Consider the following 20,008-nt stretch of genomic DNA (forward strand, 5'->3'; position numbering starts at 1 on the left):
GGGAACAATGAAATCTTCTGCCGCGATAAAAATCCCGTTATCGTTTTTATCTTCAGGCTTAGTTAAGTCTGTTATTGGGATCGCATTACTATTTGGATTTTTGCCATCGAGCTTTGCGGCAAATCGGCTAATGGATGTGAAATACCATGCTTTAGTCGATCATCAGTTAGAGGTTGAGTTAATATTTGAGGATGCGATTTCGGCTCCACAAATTGATTCAAATGCATCGCCTGCTGAGCTGGTATTGACCTTTGATGGTAGTATTTCTGGTCTTTCTAAAGATCGCTTACCGATTAATCAGGTCGGTGTTAAAGATCTAGTGACCTCGCAGCAAGATGCGCGTTTAACAGTGACTTTAGGTTTATCCAAAGTCAAACCTTATCAAGGTAGCGTAGTTGGTAATTCTTATCGCTTAACCATTAATGATGAGGTTGTGAATTCTCAGGCAACAGCAAATAGCCCATTTGTAAATAGTATTAAAAATATTGATTTTCGACGTAATGAAAATGGCGGTGGCGATTTATTAGTCTACCTAAATAGCCGCTCTGTTGCGGCCAACGTTGAGCAAATTGGTGCCAAACTTGAGGTTCAGCTTTACAACACTGACATCAACAATGACTTGTTGTATGTGATGGATGTACAGGATTTTTCTACGCCAGTTAAAAACTTTGAAACCTTTAAAGATGACTTAACGACTCGCATCATAGTTGATGTATCGGGTAATTATGAGTTCAATTATAAGCAGGAAGATAACCTCTTTAGGTTGTCGATTAACAAGGTTGAACGTACTGTAGCGACTAAAGATATTAAGAAATATAACGGTAAGACCCTTTCATTAAACTTCCAGAATATTTCTGTTCGTACCGTATTACAGATTATTGCTGACTATAACAACTTTAACTTAGTGACCAGTGATACTGTTGAGGGAGATATTACTCTTAGGCTTGACGATGTACCTTGGGACCAAGCACTGGATTTGATTTTGCAAACCAAAGGACTCGATAAACGCATCGAAGGTAATATTTTGATGGTGGCGCCGAGTGAAGAACTTGCGATTCGCGAAAGTCAAAATCTCAAAAGTAAACAGGAAGTTAAAGAGCTTGCGCCGCTTTATTCTGAGTATCTGCAGATTAACTATGCCAAAGCGACCGACATTGCTGAGCTATTAAAAGGCACTGACTCAAGTTTATTGTCTCCTCGCGGTTCTGTGGCCGTTGATGAGCGTACCAATACGGTACTCGTCAAAGATACCGCTGAAATCATCGAAAACATTCATCGTTTGGTTGAGGTGCTTGATATTCCGATCCGCCAAGTGTTGATTGAATCGCGTATGGTTACCGTAAAGGATGACGTGTCTGAAGATTTGGGTATCCGCTGGGGAGTGACTGATCAGCAGGGTGATAAAGGGACCTCTGGTTCTCTAGAAGGGGCCGGCGATATTGCCAATGGTACGATACCAAGTTTAGATAATCGTTTGAATGTGAACTTGCCTGCGGCCGTCACTAACCCAACTAGCATCGCCTTCCATGTGGCTAAGCTCGCTGACGGTACTATCTTGGATCTAGAGCTCAGTGCACTAGAGCAAGAAAACAAAGGTGAGATTATCGCGAGCCCTCGTATCACGACCTCTAACCAAAAATCGGCGTATATTGAGCAGGGTGTTGAAATTCCCTACGTACAATCCACGTCAAGCGGTGCGACCTCGGTGACCTTTAAAAAGGCGGTGTTGTCACTAAGGGTGACACCACAAATTACACCGGACAATCGTGTGATTCTGGATCTTGAGATTACGCAGGACTCACAGGGCAAAACGGTGGATACGCCGACAGGTCCAGCAGTAGCGATTGATACACAGCGTATTGGTACTCAAGTACTTGTCGACAATGGCGAAACCATTGTATTAGGTGGTATCTACCAGCAGAATTTGATTAGCCGGGTTAGCAAGGTACCTATTTTGGGAGACATTCCTTTGGTCGGTTTCTTATTCCGTAACAGTACCGACAAGAATGAGCGCCAAGAGCTATTGATTTTTGTAACACCTAAAATTGTGAATGAGAAACTCTAACTCTATGTAGTCGTTCGGATAAAGCCAGCACCACTTGCTGGCTTTATTATTTATAAAATACAATTCTTACCATAAATAGCGAGCATCACTTGCCAGACTAGACATTAAACTGAGATAATCCTCGGTCAAGTCTCATAAGAGCAAGGTAACATACAGTAGGTCGGCTTGATCATGAGTCGATATAGGCATACTTTTCATTAAGATTCAGACGTACAAGAAATGGCTGAAAAACGTAATATTTTTCTGGTAGGCCCAATGGGCGCAGGTAAAAGCACAATTGGTCGCCATCTGGCGCAAATGCTGCATTTAGAATTCCACGATTCAGATCAAGAGATTGAGCAACGCACTGGCGCTGATATTGCTTGGGTGTTTGATGTAGAAGGCGAAGAAGGTTTCCGCCGTCGTGAGGCTCAGGTTATTGCTGATCTGTCTGAAAAACAGGGTATTGTCCTTGCCACTGGTGGTGGTTCAGTTCAGAGCAAAGATATCCGTAATCATTTATCTGCTCGCGGTATTGTGGTTTATCTCGAAACCACTATCGACAAACAGGTTGCGCGAACTCAAAGAGACAAGCGTCGCCCATTACTGCAAGTAGATGATCCGCGAGAAGTATTAGAGAGCCTCGCAGAAATCCGTAACCCTCTGTACGAAGAAATTGCTGATGTGATCGTTAAAACTGATGATCAAAGTGCAAAGGTTGTTGCGAATCAAATCGTTGAGAAATTAGGTTTCTAGGCAGAATGACACAACAAATTCAGGTTAATTTAGGTGAACGTAGTTACCCCATTTACATTGGCCAGAGTTTGATGAGTGATAGCGAGACTTTGTCTCGCTATCTGCTGAAAAAACGTATCCTTATCGTCACCAATGAAACCGTCGCGCCCTTGTATCTAAACCAGGTTCAAGACACGATGGCTTCGTTTGGTGAGGTATCTAGTGTCATCCTTCCCGATGGCGAACAATTTAAAGATTTAACGCATTTAGATGTTATTTTTTCGGCTCTACTGCAACGTAATTATGCCCGAGATTCTGTGTTGGTGGCCCTCGGTGGAGGGGTGATTGGTGATATGACGGGGTTTGCCTCGGCATGTTATCAACGTGGTATCGATTTTATTCAAATCCCTACAACGCTTTTATCCCAAGTGGATTCTTCGGTTGGCGGCAAAACGGCGGTCAATCATCCTTTGGGTAAAAATATGATAGGGGCTTTTTATCAGCCACAAATTGTCATTATTGATACTGACTGTTTAAAGACCTTGCCGGCGCGTGAGTTTGCTGCGGGGATGGCGGAAGTTATTAAATATGGCATTATGTGGGATGCTGAGTTTTTTCAATGGCTTGAGGATAATGTTCAAGCACTAAAAAGCTTAGACACTCAAGCCTTAGTCTATGTGATTTCCCGCTGCTGCGAAATTAAAGCTGATGTGGTCAGCCAAGATGAAACAGAGCAGGGCGTGCGCGCGCTTTTGAATCTTGGGCATACCTTTGGTCATGCTATTGAAGCTGAGATGGGCTATGGTAACTGGTTGCACGGTGAGGCCGTTGCGGCTGGCACAGTCCTTGCTGCTCAAACCGCTAAGTCTTTAGGATTGGTTGATGAGTCAATTGTCCGTCGTATTGTGCAATTGTTTCAAGCCTTCGATCTTCCTGTAAAAGCGCCGGAATCAATGGATTTCGACAGTTTTATTCAACATATGCGTCGCGATAAGAAAGTGTTAGGCGGTCAGATCCGGCTGGTACTTCCAACGGCCATTGGTCGAGCAGAAGTATTTAGTCAAGTCTCTGAATCTACCCTAGAACAGGTTATCTGCTGCGCATAAACCTTGTGTGGTGGATGAGTGACATTTCAGGGGCAAGTCTTGCTTCCCTCACAGGAAGCCCTCATACAAAGATTGCATCATGTTGCCAGTTATAGCGACCAATTGCTGGTGCTTGTTGGCGGCCAAGGTTCGGGCAAGACAACGCTGCTCACTGCATTAGCTACCGATTTTGATGATTCAAATGCGGCGCTGGTTATCTGCCCTATGCATGCCGATAACGCTGAGATTCGTCGCAAGATTTTAGTGCAGTTGATGTCATCCCCCATTTTTGATGATGAGATCCCCCTCGCCGAAACCATTCTGCGTGTAGCTCAAAATCAAAGTAAACCGTTACATATCATTATCGATGATGCTCATTTGCTCTCAAAAGAGCTATGGGCAGAATGCATCATACTCAATCAAATTCAGTGTGCGGGACAGCGGATAGCTGTGACCTTAACGGTTCCTCCAGCATTTTTAGCCGATTTATTGCCACAATTACCCGATTCTCTCCGGCGGCAGATCCTGCCTATTAGTATTGAACCGCTAAGTTTGCCTGAGCGGGAAGCACTGTATCAAACCTTGCTGCGATACAGTGACCAAAATCCATTTACTCCAAGAGACATTGTTCGCGCACAACTTGAAAAACAAACGGGTACTCCTCAGGAAGTCGTTACCTTGCTGGAACTGGCGCTACATGGCCAGAGTGAGAAGAAGTCAGCCTGGGTACAATATAAGCTAGCGTTGATTGGACTTTGCAGTTTGTTGATTACCATTTTGATTTGGTTTGGATTGGCTCAACCCTTTTCCGATGAGCCCGTGCTTGACGTGGTCACTTATCCCGCATTGGATTCCGACGAGTTTTTAGCCCATGGTCAACGGATATTAACGCCCTATTTTAAACAACGTGAGGAGTCGTTAGCACAGTCTTTATTATTGCAAGCGGCGCAGCAAGCTGATCCTTTGGCGGGATTTCATGGTGAGACTCCAGCCGAGAATGAGTCCGCCATAACACAACCGATTGATGAAGCCACAAGTAAGGCCGAAAACAATGTTGTGACTGCTAGTAACAATACATCACATGAAGATATCGCTAAGAACGATAACGTTCATCCAGCGAAGAACATCACGGCTGCATCAATAACTAATGTAAAAACTCGGCCAACGTCCGGTTATACCATCCAAATAGCTACAGTCTCCCAGCGTGACACAGTCGAGTCGCTGTTGAAAAAACTGCATTCTGTGCCGGATATTCGAGTCGCTAAATACAAACAATTTTGGGTGGTGCTGGTGGGGCAGTTTAGCGACAGTCAATCGGCGCAACAGGCTGCCGCAGAATTGGTCAAACAATATCGTTTGAGTCAACCCATGATAAAAAAATGGGCTGAGCTCGGTGGTTATCAATTACAAGATGCGCTTCCAAGCGGTGAAATTTCAGAATAAACAGAGTACAATCATGGCCTTTATTTTTGTCGGCATTCATCAAGTTAAATGATCAAAAAACATAGAGCCTTCCTGAAATGGGCTGGCGGAAAATTTAAATTGGTGGATGAGCTCTCGAACTATTTACCCATGGGTGAACGTTTAGTTGAGCCCTTTGTTGGCGCAGGTTCGGTATTTTTAAATACTGACTACCCCAGCTATTTACTCTGCGATATCAATCAAGACCTGATAAATCTCTACAACATAGTCAAAGAAAGGCCCTTGGAGTACATTGCGGCTGCTAAGAAGCTATTTGTTGATGAGATGAATCAGAAGGAAGCCTACTATCGCGTGCGTACAGACTTTAATAAATCTCGCGATCCTTTCCTGCGTTCGGTTTATTTTCTGTACTTGAATCGTCATGGTTTTAATGGCTTGTGCCGTTATAACCGCAAAGGCGGCTTTAATGTACCCTTTGGCTCCTACAAGAAGCCTTATTTCCCCGAAAAGGAAATTTTGGCCTTTTCAAAGAAAGCGCAACGCGCCGAATTTAGGTGCATTGGCTATGAAAAAGCCTTTGAACAAATCCGAATTGGTGATGTGATTTATTGTGATCCACCCTATGCGCCATTATCCTCCACGGCGAGTTTTACTACCTATGTCGGTGCAGGCTTTAGCTTAGATGATCAGGCGTTGCTCGCGCGTTATTCGCGGCATATGGCTCTTGAACAGCGCATTCCTGTTGTGATTAGCAACCATGATATTCCGCTGACGCGCGAACTGTATCGCGGTGCGCATCTCGCTAAGATCCAAGTGCAACGCAACATTAGCCAAAATGGTAGTGGCCGCAATAAAGTTGACGAGTTGATTGCTTTATACGATGAGACTTACGATCCGCAGGATGACTAATTACTGATGACGGAAGGTTTGAGTTATTTGCTTATTTAGCTAACGACTTGGCTAACCAGCAAAATAAGGCTGGCAACTAAGGCTATCGCTAACACGATTCCCATCAAAATGTACGGTAATGGTGAATTGGTCTGGAAGTCTTTTTGGCGATTTTTATCTGACTGCACCCCAAAGAAGGCGGCTATCGTACTGTGAAAGACTTGCCAGATCCGGCTTAGCATCAATAGGACTGTTGTGAATTGGCAGGTTTCATGTCATCGATAGGTTTATCTTGATGACCATGGAGCAGTTCAAGCAAGTCGACAAAATGGAACTGGCTAGAGCGATTTTTACCTGTTAGCCAGGTCTTCCAACTTAAAGTTTGCGCCTGTTCGGCACAACGGTTATTCGGATGGCTGCTAGGTAAGCTATTGTTGTAACGAGTATCACTACTGCAAGCGCAGGCTGGGGTATCGTTACCTGCGGTCAGTTTTTCGACACCAAAGGCTAAGGAGGCGACTACCACTGCGGTAAATGCCAACATCATCGACGACTTAAATGTCACCGAGCCTAAAATGTGTGAAAACTGTGTTAACCGCCCTTTCATGATACTTCCCTTGAAATCATTAAATGATCCACGCTAGCTGCCCGAGTATAACAAACTCGCTTAGTTTATGAACAATAATTTATCAATCTTCACTAAAATCTTTCTAACGCTTCAGCTTCTCCTTGGACTTACCGTAGGTTGTGAGTACTGGAATTGAGCTTCCATCTGGCCTCAATCGCGATAAATGTGGCATTTGCTATAGAGGCATGGTCTAGCTAAGGGTAAAATAAGGCACTTTTTGTTCAATAGCAGCGAGTGTCCTATGCGCCCATTTTTAATTGCTCCATCGATTTTATCCGCCGATTTCGCCCGTTTAGGGGATGACGTTAAAGCCGTGTTAGATGCAGGGGCTGACGTAGTGCATTTTGATGTGATGGATAACCACTATGTGCCGAACTTAACCATTGGTCCTATGGTGTGTAAAGCGTTACGCGACTATGGCATTACGGCGGAGATCGACGTGCATTTAATGGTTAAGCCTGTTGATCGCATCGTGCCTGATTTTGCTAAGGCTGGCGCTTCTATTATTACTTTCCATCCCGAAGCCTCTGAGCATATCGACCGTACTTTGCAACTGATTAAAGAGTCCGGTTGTAAGGCAGGTTTAGTGTTTAACCCTGCAACACCGCTGCATTATCTTGACCATGTGATGGATAAGTTAGATGTGATCCTGCTGATGTCGGTCAACCCAGGCTTTGGTGGCCAATCCTTTATTCCTTCGACCTTAGATAAATTACGCCAAGTGCGTGAGCGTATCGATGCGAGCGGTTTTGATATTCGCTTAGAGGTCGATGGTGGCGTAAAAGTGGATAACATTGCCGAAATTGCTGCCGCAGGTGCCGATATGTTTGTCGCTGGGTCGGCTATTTTTAGTCAACCAGACTATAAAGCCGTTGTCGATGAAATGCGTGCCGAGTTAGCAAAAGTTGAGGCCAAATGATGCGGAAACAGATTAAGGCGATTGCCTTTGATCTCGACGGCACACTGATTGACAGTGTGCCCGATCTTGCGGTCGCGACACAGGCGGCACTCGCCGAGTTAGGTTTGGCAACGTGTACCGAGGCACAGGTGAGAACTTGGGTGGGTAATGGGGCTGAAATGCTTATGCGCCGTGCCATGAGCCACGCTTTAGGCGTAGACGTTGAGCAAACGGCATTAGATGCGGCTATGCCGATTTTTATGCATCACTATCAAGAAAATCTTGAGAAGCACAGTGCACTTTATGCCGATGTGCACCAAGTGCTACAAACTCTGTTTGACGCTGGATTTAAGCTGGCAGTGGTGACAAACAAACCCTACCGCTTTACTTTGCCGCTGCTTGAGGCCTTTAAGATTAATGATTTCTTTAGCTTAGTGCTTGGCGGCGATTCGCTGGCGAAGATGAAGCCGGATCCATTACCGCTAGAGCATTTATTAGCGCAATGGCAACTCGATAAAAGTGAGTTGTTGATGGTAGGCGATTCTAAAAATGACATTTTAGCGGCGAAAGCAGCAGGTGTTGCATCAATCGGCTTGACCTATGGCTACAACTACGGTGAAGATATTGGGCTCACTGGCCCTGACGCGGTGTGCGAGCAGTTTGCCGAGATCCTTAGCTGGCTAAATGTCGGCCAGGCAGTTTAATCGAATCTTTTTATCTTTATTTGGAGCAATGACGTAATGACCAAACCCATAGTACTCAGCGGTGCACAGCCGTCCGGCGAATTAACCATAGGTAACTACATGGGTGCATTGCGTCAATGGGTTGCCATGCAAGATAGCCACGACTGCCTTTATTGCGTGGTGGACTTGCATGCCATTACCGTGCGCCAAGACCCTCAAGCATTGCGTGAAGCCTGCTTAGATACACTTGCACTGTATTTAGCCTGCGGCGTCGACCCTAAAAAGAGCACGGTATTTATCCAATCTCAAGTGCCGCAGCACACTCAGCTGGGTTGGGCGTTAAATTGCTATACCCAAATGGGTGAGCTGAGCCGTATGACGCAGTTTAAGGATAAGTCACAAAAGCACGCCAACAATATTAACGTCGGTCTGTTTGGTTATCCTGTACTGATGGCGGCGGATATTCTGCTGTATCAAGCGAATGAAATCCCGGTTGGTCAAGATCAGAAGCAACATCTTGAGTTAACACGTGATATCGCCACTCGCTTTAACAACGCTTACGGCGAGACATTTACCATTCCTGAGCCTTTTATTCCTGAGCATGGCGCTAAGGTGATGTCGCTTCAGGATCCGCTGAAGAAGATGTCTAAGTCGGACGACAACCGTAACAACGTAATTGGTTTGCTTGAAGATCCTAAAGCGGTCATGAAAAAGCTGAAAAAAGCCATGACCGACAGTGATGAGCCGCCAGTCGTGCGTTTCGATATGGAAAACAAGCCTGGTGTATCTAACCTGTTGAGCTTAATGTCGGGTATCACAGGCCAGAGCATTGCCAGCCTCGAAGCCGAGTTTGAAGGCAAGATGTATGGCCACTTAAAAGGTGCCGCGGGTGAAGCGGTCGTGGGCATGTTAGAGCCGCTGCAAGAGCGTTACCGTGCGCTGCGTGCCGACCGTGCTTACCTCGACCAAGTGATGAGAGCGGGCGCCGAAAATGCCCAGGCTCGCGCCGAAGTGACGCTGAAAAAGGTGTACGAGAAGATTGGTTTGTTAGTGTAATTTGACCTAAAAAGCGCATTACATAACACTCGATTAAGCCGACCCATTCTTAGGTCGGCTTTTTTATGTCTGTTATTCATTGGGCTGTAGCTAAGCGTTTAGGCCTGCGATTTTAACCAAGAAGAAAATGCTGCAATGGCGGGTTCATTTAGGCGTCGCTGTTTGCATAAAAAACAAAATTCAAAACCCGTATGAACATCGGGTAGATTTACCGCTACCAGTCGTCCAGTACTGATATCACCGGCCACCATAAAATCAGGGGCGAGGGCGATACCTTGTCCGGCAATCGCCGCCTCAATTGCCATCACTATGTGGCTAAAAATATGCTGTTGTTCGTTATTCAGGGGGATTTTATGGGCCGATGACCACTTATGCCAATCGAGTCCAAGTGGGCCTTCATCCACAATCAGTAATGCTTGTTGCTGAAAATTGCCCAAGTTAATCTCGCGCCATTTAGGATAAAGGCTAGGGCTACATACGGGGATCAGGCGTTCCTTGTGCAGTAATTGTTGCCAATAACCCCGTTGATTGAGTTTGCCTGCTATAAAGATATCGGCCGTGCTGGTGCTGAGATCGGGGTCTTGAGTGATCATCTCGAGGCGAATTTTAACGCTGGGATATTGGCGCCGAAAATCCGCTAACCTTGGGATCAACCATTTCACCGCAAATGAGCTGTATACCGCCAAACAGAGTTGTTGATTTGGGGTGTCGCGGATTTTGAGATTAAGATCGCTTAACTCATTAAAAATTCTTTCTAACTCAATAAATAAGCTCTGGCCTTTGGGCGTGAGCTGTAGTTTACGTCCCTGACGATCAAAAAGTTGTTCACCAAAGTACTCCTCCAATACACGCACTTGGTGTGAAACCGCGCTTTGGGTAATGCAAAGCTCGGCGGCAGCCTTGGAAAAATGTTGTTGCCTCGCGGCAGTTTCAAATACTTGCAGCGCACGTAAGGGTGGAAGCTTTCTCATGATTTTCAAAGTCTAAACGATTTAGTATGAATTTAATTCATCTAGCATGAGAAAGCATCATTTCAGCTTAAGTTTTGCGGGGATTATCATGCCAGCATTGAGATTTACGGATAGTTAAAATGCAGCGCCCTGTTGTTATCGGTTTGATTTTATTGATAGTGGGTAATCTATTTAGTGCTTTTTACGATGTATCGATCAAATGGTTGCCAGAAGATGCTAATGCAGCCACTTTTCTACTCGTGAGACAAATCACTTCAGTACTCATGTTAACCCCGATTTGGTTGTACTCGCAGCGACCGCAGACGGAATATATTTCGGTTCACCTTTGGCGTGCCAACATAGGCTCGGTTGGCGCGCTTTTTTTAATTATTGGATTGATGGCATTGCCTTTAGCCACAGTCAGTTCCCTGTTTTATTCTGCCCCCCTGATGATTATTTTGATGGGATACTGGTTTTTAAAGGAGCGGATTACCACAGGGCAGGTGATATGCACACTGTTAGGCTTTGTGGGGATCTTAATTATCCTCAGGCCGAGCGAGATGAACTGGTTTGGATTAGCGGTGTTATTTTCAGCATTTACTTTTGCTATCAATCAGTTGATGCTTAAAAAAGTGCCTAATACTGAGCATCCGGTATTAACCTTAATGCTCTATAACTTGCTGGGAATCCCCGCGACCTTAGTCATTGCGGCCTTTCAGGGGCTGGAGGGACTGAGCTGGGAATTGCTCGCGGTTGCACTACTTAGTAATGCCTTTTTACTGATTTATCATTGGTTATGTGTACTGGCTTACCGTAAAGCGCAGGCGAGTGATATTGCGATTGCCGAATATACTGGTTTGTTATTTATCGTCTTATTAGGCTGGCTGCTGTTTGATGAATGGCTGGATAGCTTAAGTTGGCTGGGTGCCGCTTTGATTGTGCTGCCTTCGCTGTTTTTACCTTGGATAGGAGCGTTGGTGGAGAAGTCACCCAAGATGATGGATAACATACAGGTGAAGTCTTTAGGAATTGATACCGCGGTAAAAGGCGAGCCTAAACTTTAAGTGTTTAGGCTCAATCGGTTATTCGATATATTCGAAAACCTTAACGACTTTGCGTACACCAGCAGTATGACGGGCAATGTCAACAGCAAGCTCTGCCTGTGAGCGGTGGATCAGCCCTAGCAGGAAGACTTCACCGTTTTCAGTGATCACTTTAATTCGGGTCACATCCAATTCTTTCTCGTTGAGCATCCGTCCCTTCACTTTGGTTGTTACCCAAGTGTCGTTACTGCGAGTCGTGAAAGACGTTGGATTACCGATGCGGATCTGGTTGTGGATTTTACCGCCCAGCTTAAGGTCTTGTACGACCTTAACCGCTTTATCCCTCAACATCGAGTTGGGGGCTTGGCCTATCATCAGCACATTACCGTTTACCGATACACCCGTGATATTGGTTTGTTTCTTAAGATCTTCATGCTCTAGTAGCGCACTGGTGATCTTAAAATCAGTATTAGTATCATCGAGCTGCGTTTTTACCGAACGCTCATCGTTAGCCATCATGGCGCCGCTGACTGCGCCCACCATAACGGCACCGGCGCAACCTTGCAGTAGCATGCAAACCATTAACAGTGGGGCAGCATATCTCATTGCTGTTCGTCCTGTGGGAAGAGTGTGCGGTCGATATTGTCACACAGGCAATGGATCACCAGTAAGTGCACTTCTTGAATACGTGCCGTCACGTTCGAAGGAACGCGAATTTCGACGTCACCCACGCTGAGTAATCCCGCCATCGCGCCGCCGTCTTTACCGGTTAAGGCTACGATAGTCATATCGCGACTCAGTGCCGCTTCCATCGCTTTAATCACGTTACCAGAGTTACCGCTGGTGGAAATGGCTAACAAGATGTCGCCTGGTTGGCCTAAAGCTAAGATTTGCTTTGAGAAAATCTCATCGTAGCTGTAATCGTTAGCAATTGCCGTGATAGTCGATGTGTCCGTCGACAGGGCAATGGCTGGCAGTGGTGGACGTTCAATCTCATAGCGGTTTAATAGCTCGGCCGAGAAGTGCTGAGCATCACCGGCACTACCACCGTTACCGCAGGCAAGAATTTTATTGCCACCCAAAAGACATTGCACCATCATCTCCGCCGCTTTGGCGATGGATTCTGGCAGTGCTTCGGCTGCATCGATTTTAGTCTGGATAGATTCAGTAAAGCTGTCTTTAATGCGTTCTAACATGGATACATCCTTTCAGGATAAAGTGTGGCTATGATGCCATATTTCCACGGTGGAGTTGAGGCATAAGCGTTAAAAATTATTCGATTAGCTGAGTCGAGAGCCTCGTTTAAAAGGCATCGACCAGCCATTGGATCTGCGTATCTTCGATGGCGACAACGTCGAATCGGCAGGGTACATCCAATTTATGGCTCTGTAAATAATGACTGGCCGCCATGCGGATCCTGCCGATTTGTGCTTTGCTAAGTGCTTGTATTGCTCCACCAAATTGATTTGCTGAGCGGTATTTTACTTCAACAAATACCCAGTAGTTTTTGTGGCGCATGATTAAGTCTATTTCACCAAAGGGATAGCGGACATTGCGCTCAACAAAGATTAAACCTTGCTGTTCAAGGTAACCTTGGGCGAGCGACTCTGCCTGCTGTCCGAGTGTCATAGTTGGCGGAAACTGCCTCTTTGATAGCGTCCCCAGCTTAATTGGCGGTTAATTACGCCATCGGGATTGACCGATAACACGCCGCTACGACCATTGAACTGGTAACCGGTAAATGAGCGCATTTGTGCGAGTTTGCTGATTAAATCCATCGCATCATAACCCATCACAAATAAGCGTTTTTGGCCGTTGTTCCAACCGGGCCATAAGGTATTAACCATCAGGTTTTCTTCGCCATTTTGCATCAACCAAGGTGCGTCACTGAGAGTGAGGTTATTTAAATCCTGCGCAGTTTGGCTCGATTCATTATCGATACGGCTACGGCTCGAGGTGTACAACGGCACGGGCTGAGTAAAGACGCTAAAGGTGACATCGATAAAGGCCTTGAGCAGGGTTAACTCCTGCGGCGTCGAGATCATATAAATCGCATCTATATCTTGGCGCGAGCGGAAATCGGCCTGTACTGAATTGCCCAGTAGTTCTTTGATGCGCGCAATGCGGGCTTGGCTATCGCGAACGCCGAGCGCATCTTGCACAGTCGTTTTCATCTTATCGCCACTGTCGTAGTAATAGACTTCGATGGGCGTATCGCTTTTCTTTTTCCAGGCTTGAATAAAGCTCTCGGCCATACGTTTGCCGATGGCGTCGTTGCTGGCGAGTAGCAGTGGCATAGTTACGCCATCTTGATACATGCGTATTGCAGCATCGGCTGCTTCTTGTGCTGGCGATAATGCAAAGTAAAACTTATTAGCATCAGCGACAAACTTGTCTGTTTGATTTAAAAACAGTTGCGGGATCGGCGCGCTTGCCGCAACAGGCGCTGCTGGCGTGCCAGTGGTGTTGGTTGCCGCAGTACCAGTGTTTAATGCCAATAATTGATCGATTTCATTTGGCAGTAGCGGGCCAATAATAAACTCAGCGCCTGCATTTACCGCTTGCTGATAGGCGGAAACGGCATCGTTAGCGGTATCGTAAAAATTCACCGAGACTTGCTCATTCGGTTTGGCTAAATAACTGGCCAAAATGCCTTGGCGAATCGCATTGGCGGCACTGGCGCGCTGGCCTGTGAGCGGCAAGAGTACAGCGATATTTTTTGGGGTATAAGGTTTGGCGTTTAACGCTTGATCTAAATCCGCGGGCAACTTCGCCGCCGCAGGATGATAAGGGTTTTGTTTTTGCCAGTCGCCTAAATAACGGACCAGTTGGTTGGGATCGACCGCATAATGCTTAGCGATATACGCCAGTTGTAACCAACCTGCAAAAACAGGGCTTTTGGCATCTTTGGTGAATGCGAGCAAGGTTTGCTCGTGCATCGGTTGCAACACTTGCCAGATCTGATTATTGACTTCATTCGCCTCGGCGGGAGGTAAATAGGTGGTCAATAAACTTAATTCGCGCACCTGTTCGATAGGCTGTTTATTCTGTTGGAATAAATGCGCTCTTAATTGATGATAGGCTGCCATTTGCCAGCCGGGTAATACCCAAGTGCTTGGGTAAGTTAGCGTTTTCAGAGCATCAAGCGGCGTCGATGTATGCTCTAGCACCCGCGCAGTCAGGTATTTATGTTCAGCCACTAGCGTCGGGACCTGAGTCAGGCTTGGCAGCATCGACTTGAGCAGCTTTTGCGCCGCCGCATAGTCGTTCGCATTAATATGCGCATGTGCCGCCAGCAGCAGGTAAGTATCACGTTGCTGAGGATCTTTGCTATTAGCGGCCTGTGCTAAATACACATTTGGCGCCAATGGAGCAGAGGCTAATGAGGTGGCCACGGTGGGCGCTGTACTGGTAGAGCTGCTGGGCGCTTGACTGCCGCAACCCGCCAATACTGCGGATAAAATGGCCACGGAAACTAACTTAGTTGTATTCAGGCTTTTTAACACTGGGCTTCACTCTGGTAAGATGCTGCCTCTAGTTTAACCTTCTCTTGCGCTTGACGAAAGTCTTGGCACTGTCATTACAGAGGTATATATGGACCAAAGCGTCGCACTCTACATCGTTCCCACTCCTATTGGTAATTTGGGGGACATGAGCCCACGTGCTATTGACGTGCTCAGCCAGGTTGCATTAATTGCCTGTGAAGACACCCGCCATAGCGGCAAGTTATTGAGTCATTTTGGCATTTCAACTAAAACCATCGCACTGCACGACCATAATGAGCGTGCTCGCGCCCAGTGGATTGTGGATCAGCTAGCCGCAGGGCAGTCGATTGCGCTAATTTCCGATGCGGGCACGCCGCTGATATCAGACCCCGGCTATCACTTGGTCTCCCATGTGCGCCAATCTGGGTTTAAGGTGATCCCCCTGCCTGGCCCCTGTGCGGCGATTACGGCGTTAAGTGCCTCAGGTTTGCCGTCGGATCGTTTTTCCTTTGAAGGCTTTTTACCTTCGAAAGAAAAAGCTCGCGCCGATAAGTTGCTTGAACTTAAGGAAGATCCGCGCACGCTGATTTTTTATGAATCTCCCCACCGTATCGAACATAGCCTAACGACTATGGTTGAAGTGTTAGGCGGCGAGCGGCAAGTGGTGATGGCGCGTGAAGTGACTAAAACCTTCGAGACCTTCCTTAGCGGCCCAGTGGCTGAGGTATTGGCTACCGTCAGCAGCGATCTTAACCAGCAAAAAGGCGAGATAGTGCTGATGGTGCACGGTCACCGCGCGGCCGAGGATGATGAAGCTATCCCAACCGTTGCCATCAACACACTCAAGTTACTCTGTGAAGAATTGCCGCTTAAAAAGGCCGCTGCCATTGCCGCGCAAATTCACGGTCTTAAAAAGAATGCTCTGTATAAGTTCGGTTTAGAGTCTGATTTATAAGCAAATCTAACCGATAGGAGCACACCAGCTGGATTAACAGTGGTACGCGCAGATTGCTTAGGCTATAATCCGCGCCGAGTTGGCCAGACAGTCGCCGCGTTCGCAAGAACGGGGAGGAAAGTCCGGGCTTCAAAGAGCGGGGTGCCAGGTAACGCCTGGGCGGTGTGAACCGACGACAAGTGCAACAGAGAGGAGACCGCCATCATAGCCTCGGCTAAGGTGGTAAGGGTGAAAGGGTGCGGTAAGAGCGCACCGTGCGGCTAGCAATAGTCCGTAGCAAGGTAAACTCCACCCGAAGCAAGACCAAATAGGGTTCCGTATGGCGTGGCTCGCGTTGGAACCGGGTAGGTCGCTTGAGCCTGTGAGCGATTGCAGGCCTAGATGAATGACTGTCCACGACAGGACCCGGCTTATCGGCCAACTCAACCTCTTTAAAGTAAAAGGCCTCGCAGCAATGCGAGGCCTTTTATTTTTCAGGCAATACGATTAATTGATGCATAAAGAAGATTGATAGTTAAGCTTCTGGATAAATGCTAAGAAATTGTTTTTATGTTACTTTCTGTCATAAGAGCCGCTCGTCATTTGAGTAGAATAACTACACATCATTCCTCGTTTCGCGAGCACGAGCTTGCCAGAACGAACAAAATTTAATCTCGAAACGTCAACACGCCCTAGCAAAGCTGAAATTTTAACTCTGTTGAAATCATCCTTTTTGCCCCAATATAGTCTCTAGTGCTGCAATCTGGTGGCGTTTATCACAGGAGTTTATGTCATGCTTTATGATTTAACGGCTGTTCAATTTAGCAAGATGCTGAAAAACTTGAGTCTTATTCTGGAAAAGGGTGAGATTTTTGCCAACTTGAAGAAGGTGGATATGGCGGTATTATTGAATTCCCGCTTAGCACCCGATCAATTTAATCTGATCCGTCAGATCCAGATTGCCTGTGATACCGCCAAGATTGGGGTCGCGCGTCTAACGGGGAATTTAGATACCGTACCTAAGCATGATGATACTGAAACGACTCTGCCAGAGCTGCAAGCGCGTATTGCTTCTGTTATCGAGTACTTAGCTCAATTTACCGAGGCAGATTTTGCCGATGCGGCGACAATTCACGTTTCTCAACCGCGTTGGGAAGGTAAGTATTTAACAGGATATGAGTTTGCGATTGAACATGCTATCCCGAACTTATATTTCCATGTGACGACGGCCTATGCGATTCTGCGCCATAACGGTGTGGATGTGGGTAAGAAAGATTATCTCGGCCCTATGCCTTATAAGTCGTAATTCCCATCGCACAGCGAGCATTTGCTTTGCTGTGCGTTTAATGCGGCTGAGGTAATGTCACGCTAACTTTTAACCCACCAAGTGTTGAATGCGTAAAGCTAAGTTCTCCCTGATAACTCTCGACAATATCTTTGCAAATCGACAGGCCTAAACCGTGGCCTTGAATGCTCTCATCGAGCCGAATCCCTCGTTCCGTAATCACCGTTAAATCGCTATCCGATACACCTTCGCCATCGTCGCTGACCTCAATCAGATACGCTCGATTGCTGGTATTTGTCTGTTCAATACAAAGCTGTATCTGTCGACGCGCATGCTTGCAGGCGTTATCGAGCAGATTGCCAAGCAGTTCCAGTAAGTCGTCCCGGTCAAAGGGAATCACCAGTGCTTTATCAAACCGATAATCAATTTTGCGCTCTGGATAAATGCGCTGCATCACTTGGATGAGTGGCGGCAGATCGTCATTGAGCACGGTGAAACGCCCCGGAGTGGAGAGCCCGACGATTTTAGTGCGCTTAAGCTCTCGCTCAATAATATGGTGCAGATCTGCGAGCACCTTACTGCCTTCGCGTCTTTGCTCTGGCGCTAGGCTATCGAGGTAGGATTGTAGCCCTTGCAGAGGGCGTTTCATTTCGTGGGCAAGATTACCCAAGGCATTGCGTGAGCGTTGTACCCTCTGCCCCAGTTGATTCATGAGGCGTTCGATTTCCTCAATCAAAGGGCTAATTTCTGTTGGCGTGTGCTGGGTATCGATTTCTTGACCTTGGAGCCGCAGTTGCCTGATGGCATCTGGCATTTGCTCTAGCGGTTTAAAGCCCCGTTTGAGCAACAGGTGTTGGGCAAATAACAGGATCATAATGGTCAGCAGTACCACTACCGCCGCAAAGCCTAAAAAGCGTAATTGGGTTTGCTCGAGCGAGCTAATGTCTTCGGTCACCCAGAGGGTAATGGTTTGCCCATTTTTGACGATTGTCTGACTGAGCATCAGCCAGTGTTCTTGGCCAACGTATTGAGTGGCTTGTTGTTGCTCGCCAATTTTAAGATTGGGGAGTGAAACTATATGGTCAAACAGCGAGCGGGAACGTAATAACTGCTCACCGATGTTAATTGCAAAGTAGTGGCCTGAATTGACCCTGTGATACACATTGGGGAGCCTGTCTGTACTCAGCGACCAAGTGCCATCGGCTTGCGGTTCGAGGGCGGAGATCAGACTATCGGCATCGTGTTGCAGGCGCGAGGCGACAAAGTCTTGGGTCAAGATTTGAATGCCTTGAAATAGCAAATACAACAATAGCGCCATGGCGCAGGTGAGGGTGATAAGCAGGTTTCTAGTGAGATAGGCTTTGAGTGAATACACGCTTATGCATCCTTGAGTCGATAACCTTGGCCGCGCCGCGTCTCGATATAATCTTTGCCGAGGCGTTGGCGAAGTCGGTTGACGTACACTTCAATTACATTGCTGTCTTTGATTTGTTCCTCTTCGTAAATGCGCTCACTCAACTCAGATTTGGACACAATCTTAGTCGGGTTGGCCATTAAATAATGCAACAGGCGATACTCAATCTTAGTCAGCTCGATAACGTCTCCTTCGGCATTGGTCACAGCTTGTTTATCCACATCGAGAGAGACGCCAGCATGTTGCAGCAGATTATCGGCGCGGCCAAAGTGTCGGCGGATCAGCGCTTCTAATCTGGCGAGCAGCTCCTCAACATGGAAAGGTTTACCGAGATAATCGTCGGCGCCGGCCTTAAGGCCATCGACGCGTTCGTGCCAGGCATCGCGTGCCGTAAGAATTAACACTGGCATCAGCAGGCCCTTTTGGCGCCATTGGCTCAGCACACTTAAACCCGGCTTACCGGGCAAGCCTAAATCGAGGATCACCGCTTCGAAGGCTTCTTCCTCACCGAGAAAGGCGCCATCGATGCCGTTATTGGCATGTTCAACGGTATAGCCCGCCTTGTTAAGGGCGGGAATGAGGCGAGCTACTAAGTCGGCATCATCTTCAATCAAGAGTAAGCGCATTAGTCGACCTTTTCCTTAAGCCATTCACCCGTTTTGGCATCGATCTTAATCTCATAGACAATGCCATCGTCGCGCAGGATTTCGAGTTCATAGATGATGCGGCCGTGTTTTTGCTCGACCTCAAGGTCGAGCAAACGTCCCTTTAACCGTGATTCATAGCGTTGCATGATGGTGTCGAAGGGTAATACTTTACCCTCCTTCACCCATTCGACCACTTTGTTAGAGAGGTCGTCATCATGGGCTAGACAGCTTGGGCTGTTAATCATCCCAGCGGCCAAAGCCAGGAATATTAACGGTATCTTCATCGAATATGCCCTTCTCTGCGAGGTTGTGGCAATTGCTACATTGGCTGAATGAGCCGACTTTGGGGTTATCTTGCACCATGCGCCTTGGGATCTCATCGTGCTTACGGATAAAAAATGCCTGCTCGGTAATTTTTTGTGGCCCCATATCAACAATTAAAGGTTTGCTATTTTTCATCACCTTACCATTTTGCGCGGCATGTTGAACGAGATATTGCTCAATTCTCGCCGTTGCTTCAGGCGTCAGGCTGGCATCATCACCAAAGTGATTGTTTAGGTTGTTGGTAATTGCCTGCCACTTTTCTGCGGGCAGTAAATTTGCGGGATACGCCATATGGCAGCTGCCACATTCTGCCGAGTATTCTGCATTTTGTGGGATGGCTTGATTCAGCTCTCGACCATCGTCGGCATAACCTGTACTGGTAAAGGTCAAGCTGAGCCCTACGGCGCCTATCGCAAGGGCGAGGGCGGTGAGTGTGGAGCCTACAATCCAGCTTAGGGGATGGGCTTGTTTAGTCATGGTATTTCCT

Annotated in this window: 22 protein-coding genes and 1 other RNA gene; 12 read left to right on the forward strand and 11 right to left on the reverse strand. The window is 46.9% G+C overall.

The window, feature by feature from the left end; translation table 11 throughout:
* Positions 1-7 precede the first annotated feature (7 nt).
* The 5 genes from AEA42_RS04525 to AEA42_RS04545 all read left to right on the forward strand — a co-directional run bounded on the left by AEA42_RS04525 (position 8) and on the right by AEA42_RS04545 (position 6,195).
* A complete protein-coding gene (locus AEA42_RS04525) occupies positions 8-2,065 on the forward strand; it encodes a type IV pilus secretin PilQ family protein (protein WP_055647088.1) in 2,058 nt (685 codons plus the stop codon).
* Positions 2,066-2,284: 219 nt separating this feature from the next.
* A complete protein-coding gene (gene aroK / locus AEA42_RS04530; protein ID WP_037424170.1) occupies positions 2,285-2,800 on the forward strand; it encodes a shikimate kinase AroK in 516 nt (171 codons plus the stop codon).
* Positions 2,801-2,805: 5 nt separating this feature from the next.
* Positions 2,806-3,885 carry a 3-dehydroquinate synthase gene (aroB, locus tag AEA42_RS04535; RefSeq protein WP_047536226.1) on the forward strand — a complete coding sequence of 360 codons (1,080 nt, stop codon included), beginning with the start codon at positions 2,806-2,808 and terminating at the stop codon, positions 3,883-3,885.
* 18 nt (positions 3,886-3,903) lie between these two features.
* Positions 3,904-5,307, forward strand: a complete 1,404-nt coding sequence (locus AEA42_RS04540) for an AAA family ATPase (RefSeq protein WP_055647089.1) — start codon at positions 3,904-3,906, stop codon at positions 5,305-5,307.
* Between the two features lie 48 nt (positions 5,308-5,355).
* Complete coding sequence (locus AEA42_RS04545) at positions 5,356-6,195, forward strand: Dam family site-specific DNA-(adenine-N6)-methyltransferase (protein WP_055647090.1); 840 nt, start codon at positions 5,356-5,358, stop codon at positions 6,193-6,195.
* Between the two features lie 35 nt (positions 6,196-6,230).
* On the opposite strand, the gene AEA42_RS04550 is transcribed toward AEA42_RS04545, so the two are convergent.
* Both AEA42_RS04550 and AEA42_RS04555 read right to left on the reverse strand, forming a co-directional pair.
* Positions 6,231-6,416: a DUF2970 domain-containing protein gene (locus AEA42_RS04550; RefSeq protein WP_037424187.1), complete on the reverse strand. Its 186-nt coding sequence runs from the start codon at positions 6,414-6,416 to the stop codon at positions 6,231-6,233.
* Complete coding sequence (locus AEA42_RS04555; protein WP_055647091.1) at positions 6,416-6,781, reverse strand: hypothetical protein; 366 nt, start codon at positions 6,779-6,781, stop codon at positions 6,416-6,418. Before AEA42_RS04555 ends, AEA42_RS04550 begins: the two co-directional genes overlap by 1 nt.
* Positions 6,782-7,043: 262 nt before the next feature.
* Between AEA42_RS04555 and rpe the strand changes: the two genes are divergently transcribed.
* From rpe to trpS, 3 genes are read left to right on the forward strand one after another with little or no spacing between them, the layout of a single operon-like run.
* Positions 7,044-7,721 carry a ribulose-phosphate 3-epimerase gene (rpe, locus tag AEA42_RS04560; RefSeq protein WP_037424193.1) on the forward strand — a complete coding sequence of 226 codons (678 nt, stop codon included), beginning with the start codon at positions 7,044-7,046 and terminating at the stop codon, positions 7,719-7,721.
* Positions 7,721-8,404 carry a phosphoglycolate phosphatase gene (locus AEA42_RS04565; protein ID WP_055647111.1) on the forward strand — a complete coding sequence of 228 codons (684 nt, stop codon included), beginning with the start codon at positions 7,721-7,723 and terminating at the stop codon, positions 8,402-8,404. Before rpe ends, AEA42_RS04565 begins: the two co-directional genes overlap by 1 nt.
* Before the next feature lie 36 nt (positions 8,405-8,440).
* Positions 8,441-9,439, forward strand: coding sequence for a tryptophan--tRNA ligase (trpS, locus tag AEA42_RS04570; protein ID WP_011718615.1), 999 nt, complete (start codon positions 8,441-8,443; stop codon positions 9,437-9,439).
* A gap of 98 nt (positions 9,440-9,537) precedes the next feature.
* On the opposite strand, the gene AEA42_RS04575 is transcribed toward trpS, so the two are convergent.
* Positions 9,538-10,410 (reverse strand): LysR substrate-binding domain-containing protein, encoded by an 873-nt coding sequence (locus AEA42_RS04575; protein ID WP_055647092.1) that lies wholly within the window; start codon positions 10,408-10,410, stop codon positions 9,538-9,540.
* 119 nt (positions 10,411-10,529) lie between these two features.
* Between AEA42_RS04575 and AEA42_RS04580 the strand changes: the two genes are divergently transcribed.
* Positions 10,530-11,453, forward strand: coding sequence for a DMT family transporter (locus AEA42_RS04580; protein WP_037425145.1), 924 nt, complete (start codon positions 10,530-10,532; stop codon positions 11,451-11,453).
* Positions 11,454-11,471: 18 nt separating this feature from the next.
* Here the strand turns inward: AEA42_RS04580 and dolP are convergent, their stop codons facing one another.
* From dolP to AEA42_RS04600, 4 genes are all read right to left on the reverse strand, one after another.
* Positions 11,472-12,038, reverse strand: coding sequence for a division/outer membrane stress-associated lipid-binding lipoprotein (dolP, locus tag AEA42_RS04585; protein WP_037424203.1), 567 nt, complete (start codon positions 12,036-12,038; stop codon positions 11,472-11,474).
* Complete coding sequence (locus AEA42_RS04590; RefSeq protein WP_011070670.1) at positions 12,035-12,628, reverse strand: phosphoheptose isomerase; 594 nt, start codon at positions 12,626-12,628, stop codon at positions 12,035-12,037. The genes dolP and AEA42_RS04590 overlap by 4 nt, the downstream gene beginning before the upstream one ends.
* A 106-nt stretch (positions 12,629-12,734) precedes the next feature.
* On the reverse strand, positions 12,735-13,061 hold the full coding sequence (locus AEA42_RS04595; protein ID WP_047536234.1) for a YraN family protein: 327 nt from the start codon (positions 13,059-13,061) through the stop codon (positions 12,735-12,737).
* Complete coding sequence (locus AEA42_RS04600; protein ID WP_055647093.1) at positions 13,058-14,938, reverse strand: penicillin-binding protein activator; 1,881 nt, start codon at positions 14,936-14,938, stop codon at positions 13,058-13,060. Before AEA42_RS04600 ends, AEA42_RS04595 begins: the two co-directional genes overlap by 4 nt.
* 88 nt (positions 14,939-15,026) lie before the next feature.
* On the opposite strand from AEA42_RS04600, the gene rsmI reads away from it, so the two are divergent.
* The 3 genes from rsmI to AEA42_RS04610 all read left to right on the forward strand — a co-directional run bounded on the left by rsmI (position 15,027) and on the right by AEA42_RS04610 (position 17,157).
* Entirely contained in the window at positions 15,027-15,872 is an 846-nt protein-coding gene (gene rsmI / locus AEA42_RS04605; RefSeq protein WP_037425136.1) for a 16S rRNA (cytidine(1402)-2'-O)-methyltransferase, read from the forward strand.
* A 75-nt stretch (positions 15,873-15,947) separates the two neighbouring features.
* Positions 15,948-16,301: RNase P RNA component class A (gene rnpB, locus AEA42_RS04755), an RNA gene on the forward strand.
* 343 nt (positions 16,302-16,644) lie between these two features.
* The gene (locus tag AEA42_RS04610; protein WP_037423051.1) at positions 16,645-17,157 is read left to right on the forward strand and encodes a DUF1993 domain-containing protein; all 513 of its coding nucleotides are present in this window, start codon (positions 16,645-16,647) and stop codon (positions 17,155-17,157) included.
* Between the two features lie 37 nt (positions 17,158-17,194).
* On the opposite strand, the gene AEA42_RS04615 is transcribed toward AEA42_RS04610, so the two are convergent.
* From AEA42_RS04615 to AEA42_RS04630, 4 genes are read right to left on the reverse strand one after another with little or no spacing between them, the layout of a single operon-like run.
* Positions 17,195-18,511 (reverse strand): sensor histidine kinase, encoded by a 1,317-nt coding sequence (locus AEA42_RS04615; RefSeq protein WP_055647094.1) that lies wholly within the window; start codon positions 18,509-18,511, stop codon positions 17,195-17,197.
* 2 nt (positions 18,512-18,513) lie between these two features.
* Positions 18,514-19,176 carry a response regulator transcription factor gene (locus AEA42_RS04620; protein WP_023265941.1) on the reverse strand — a complete coding sequence of 221 codons (663 nt, stop codon included), beginning with the start codon at positions 19,174-19,176 and terminating at the stop codon, positions 18,514-18,516.
* Complete coding sequence (locus AEA42_RS04625; protein ID WP_037423059.1) at positions 19,176-19,442, reverse strand: PepSY domain-containing protein; 267 nt, start codon at positions 19,440-19,442, stop codon at positions 19,176-19,178. The genes AEA42_RS04620 and AEA42_RS04625 overlap by 1 nt, the downstream gene beginning before the upstream one ends.
* A complete protein-coding gene (locus tag AEA42_RS04630; protein WP_055647095.1) occupies positions 19,435-19,998 on the reverse strand; it encodes a diheme cytochrome c in 564 nt (187 codons plus the stop codon). The genes AEA42_RS04625 and AEA42_RS04630 overlap by 8 nt, the downstream gene beginning before the upstream one ends.
* Positions 19,999-20,008 lie beyond the last annotated feature (10 nt).

Origin of the sequence: Shewanella sp. Sh95 (assembly GCF_001308045.1) — a bacterium.
GTDB classification, from domain to species: Bacteria; Pseudomonadota; Gammaproteobacteria; order Enterobacterales; family Shewanellaceae; genus Shewanella; species Shewanella xiamenensis.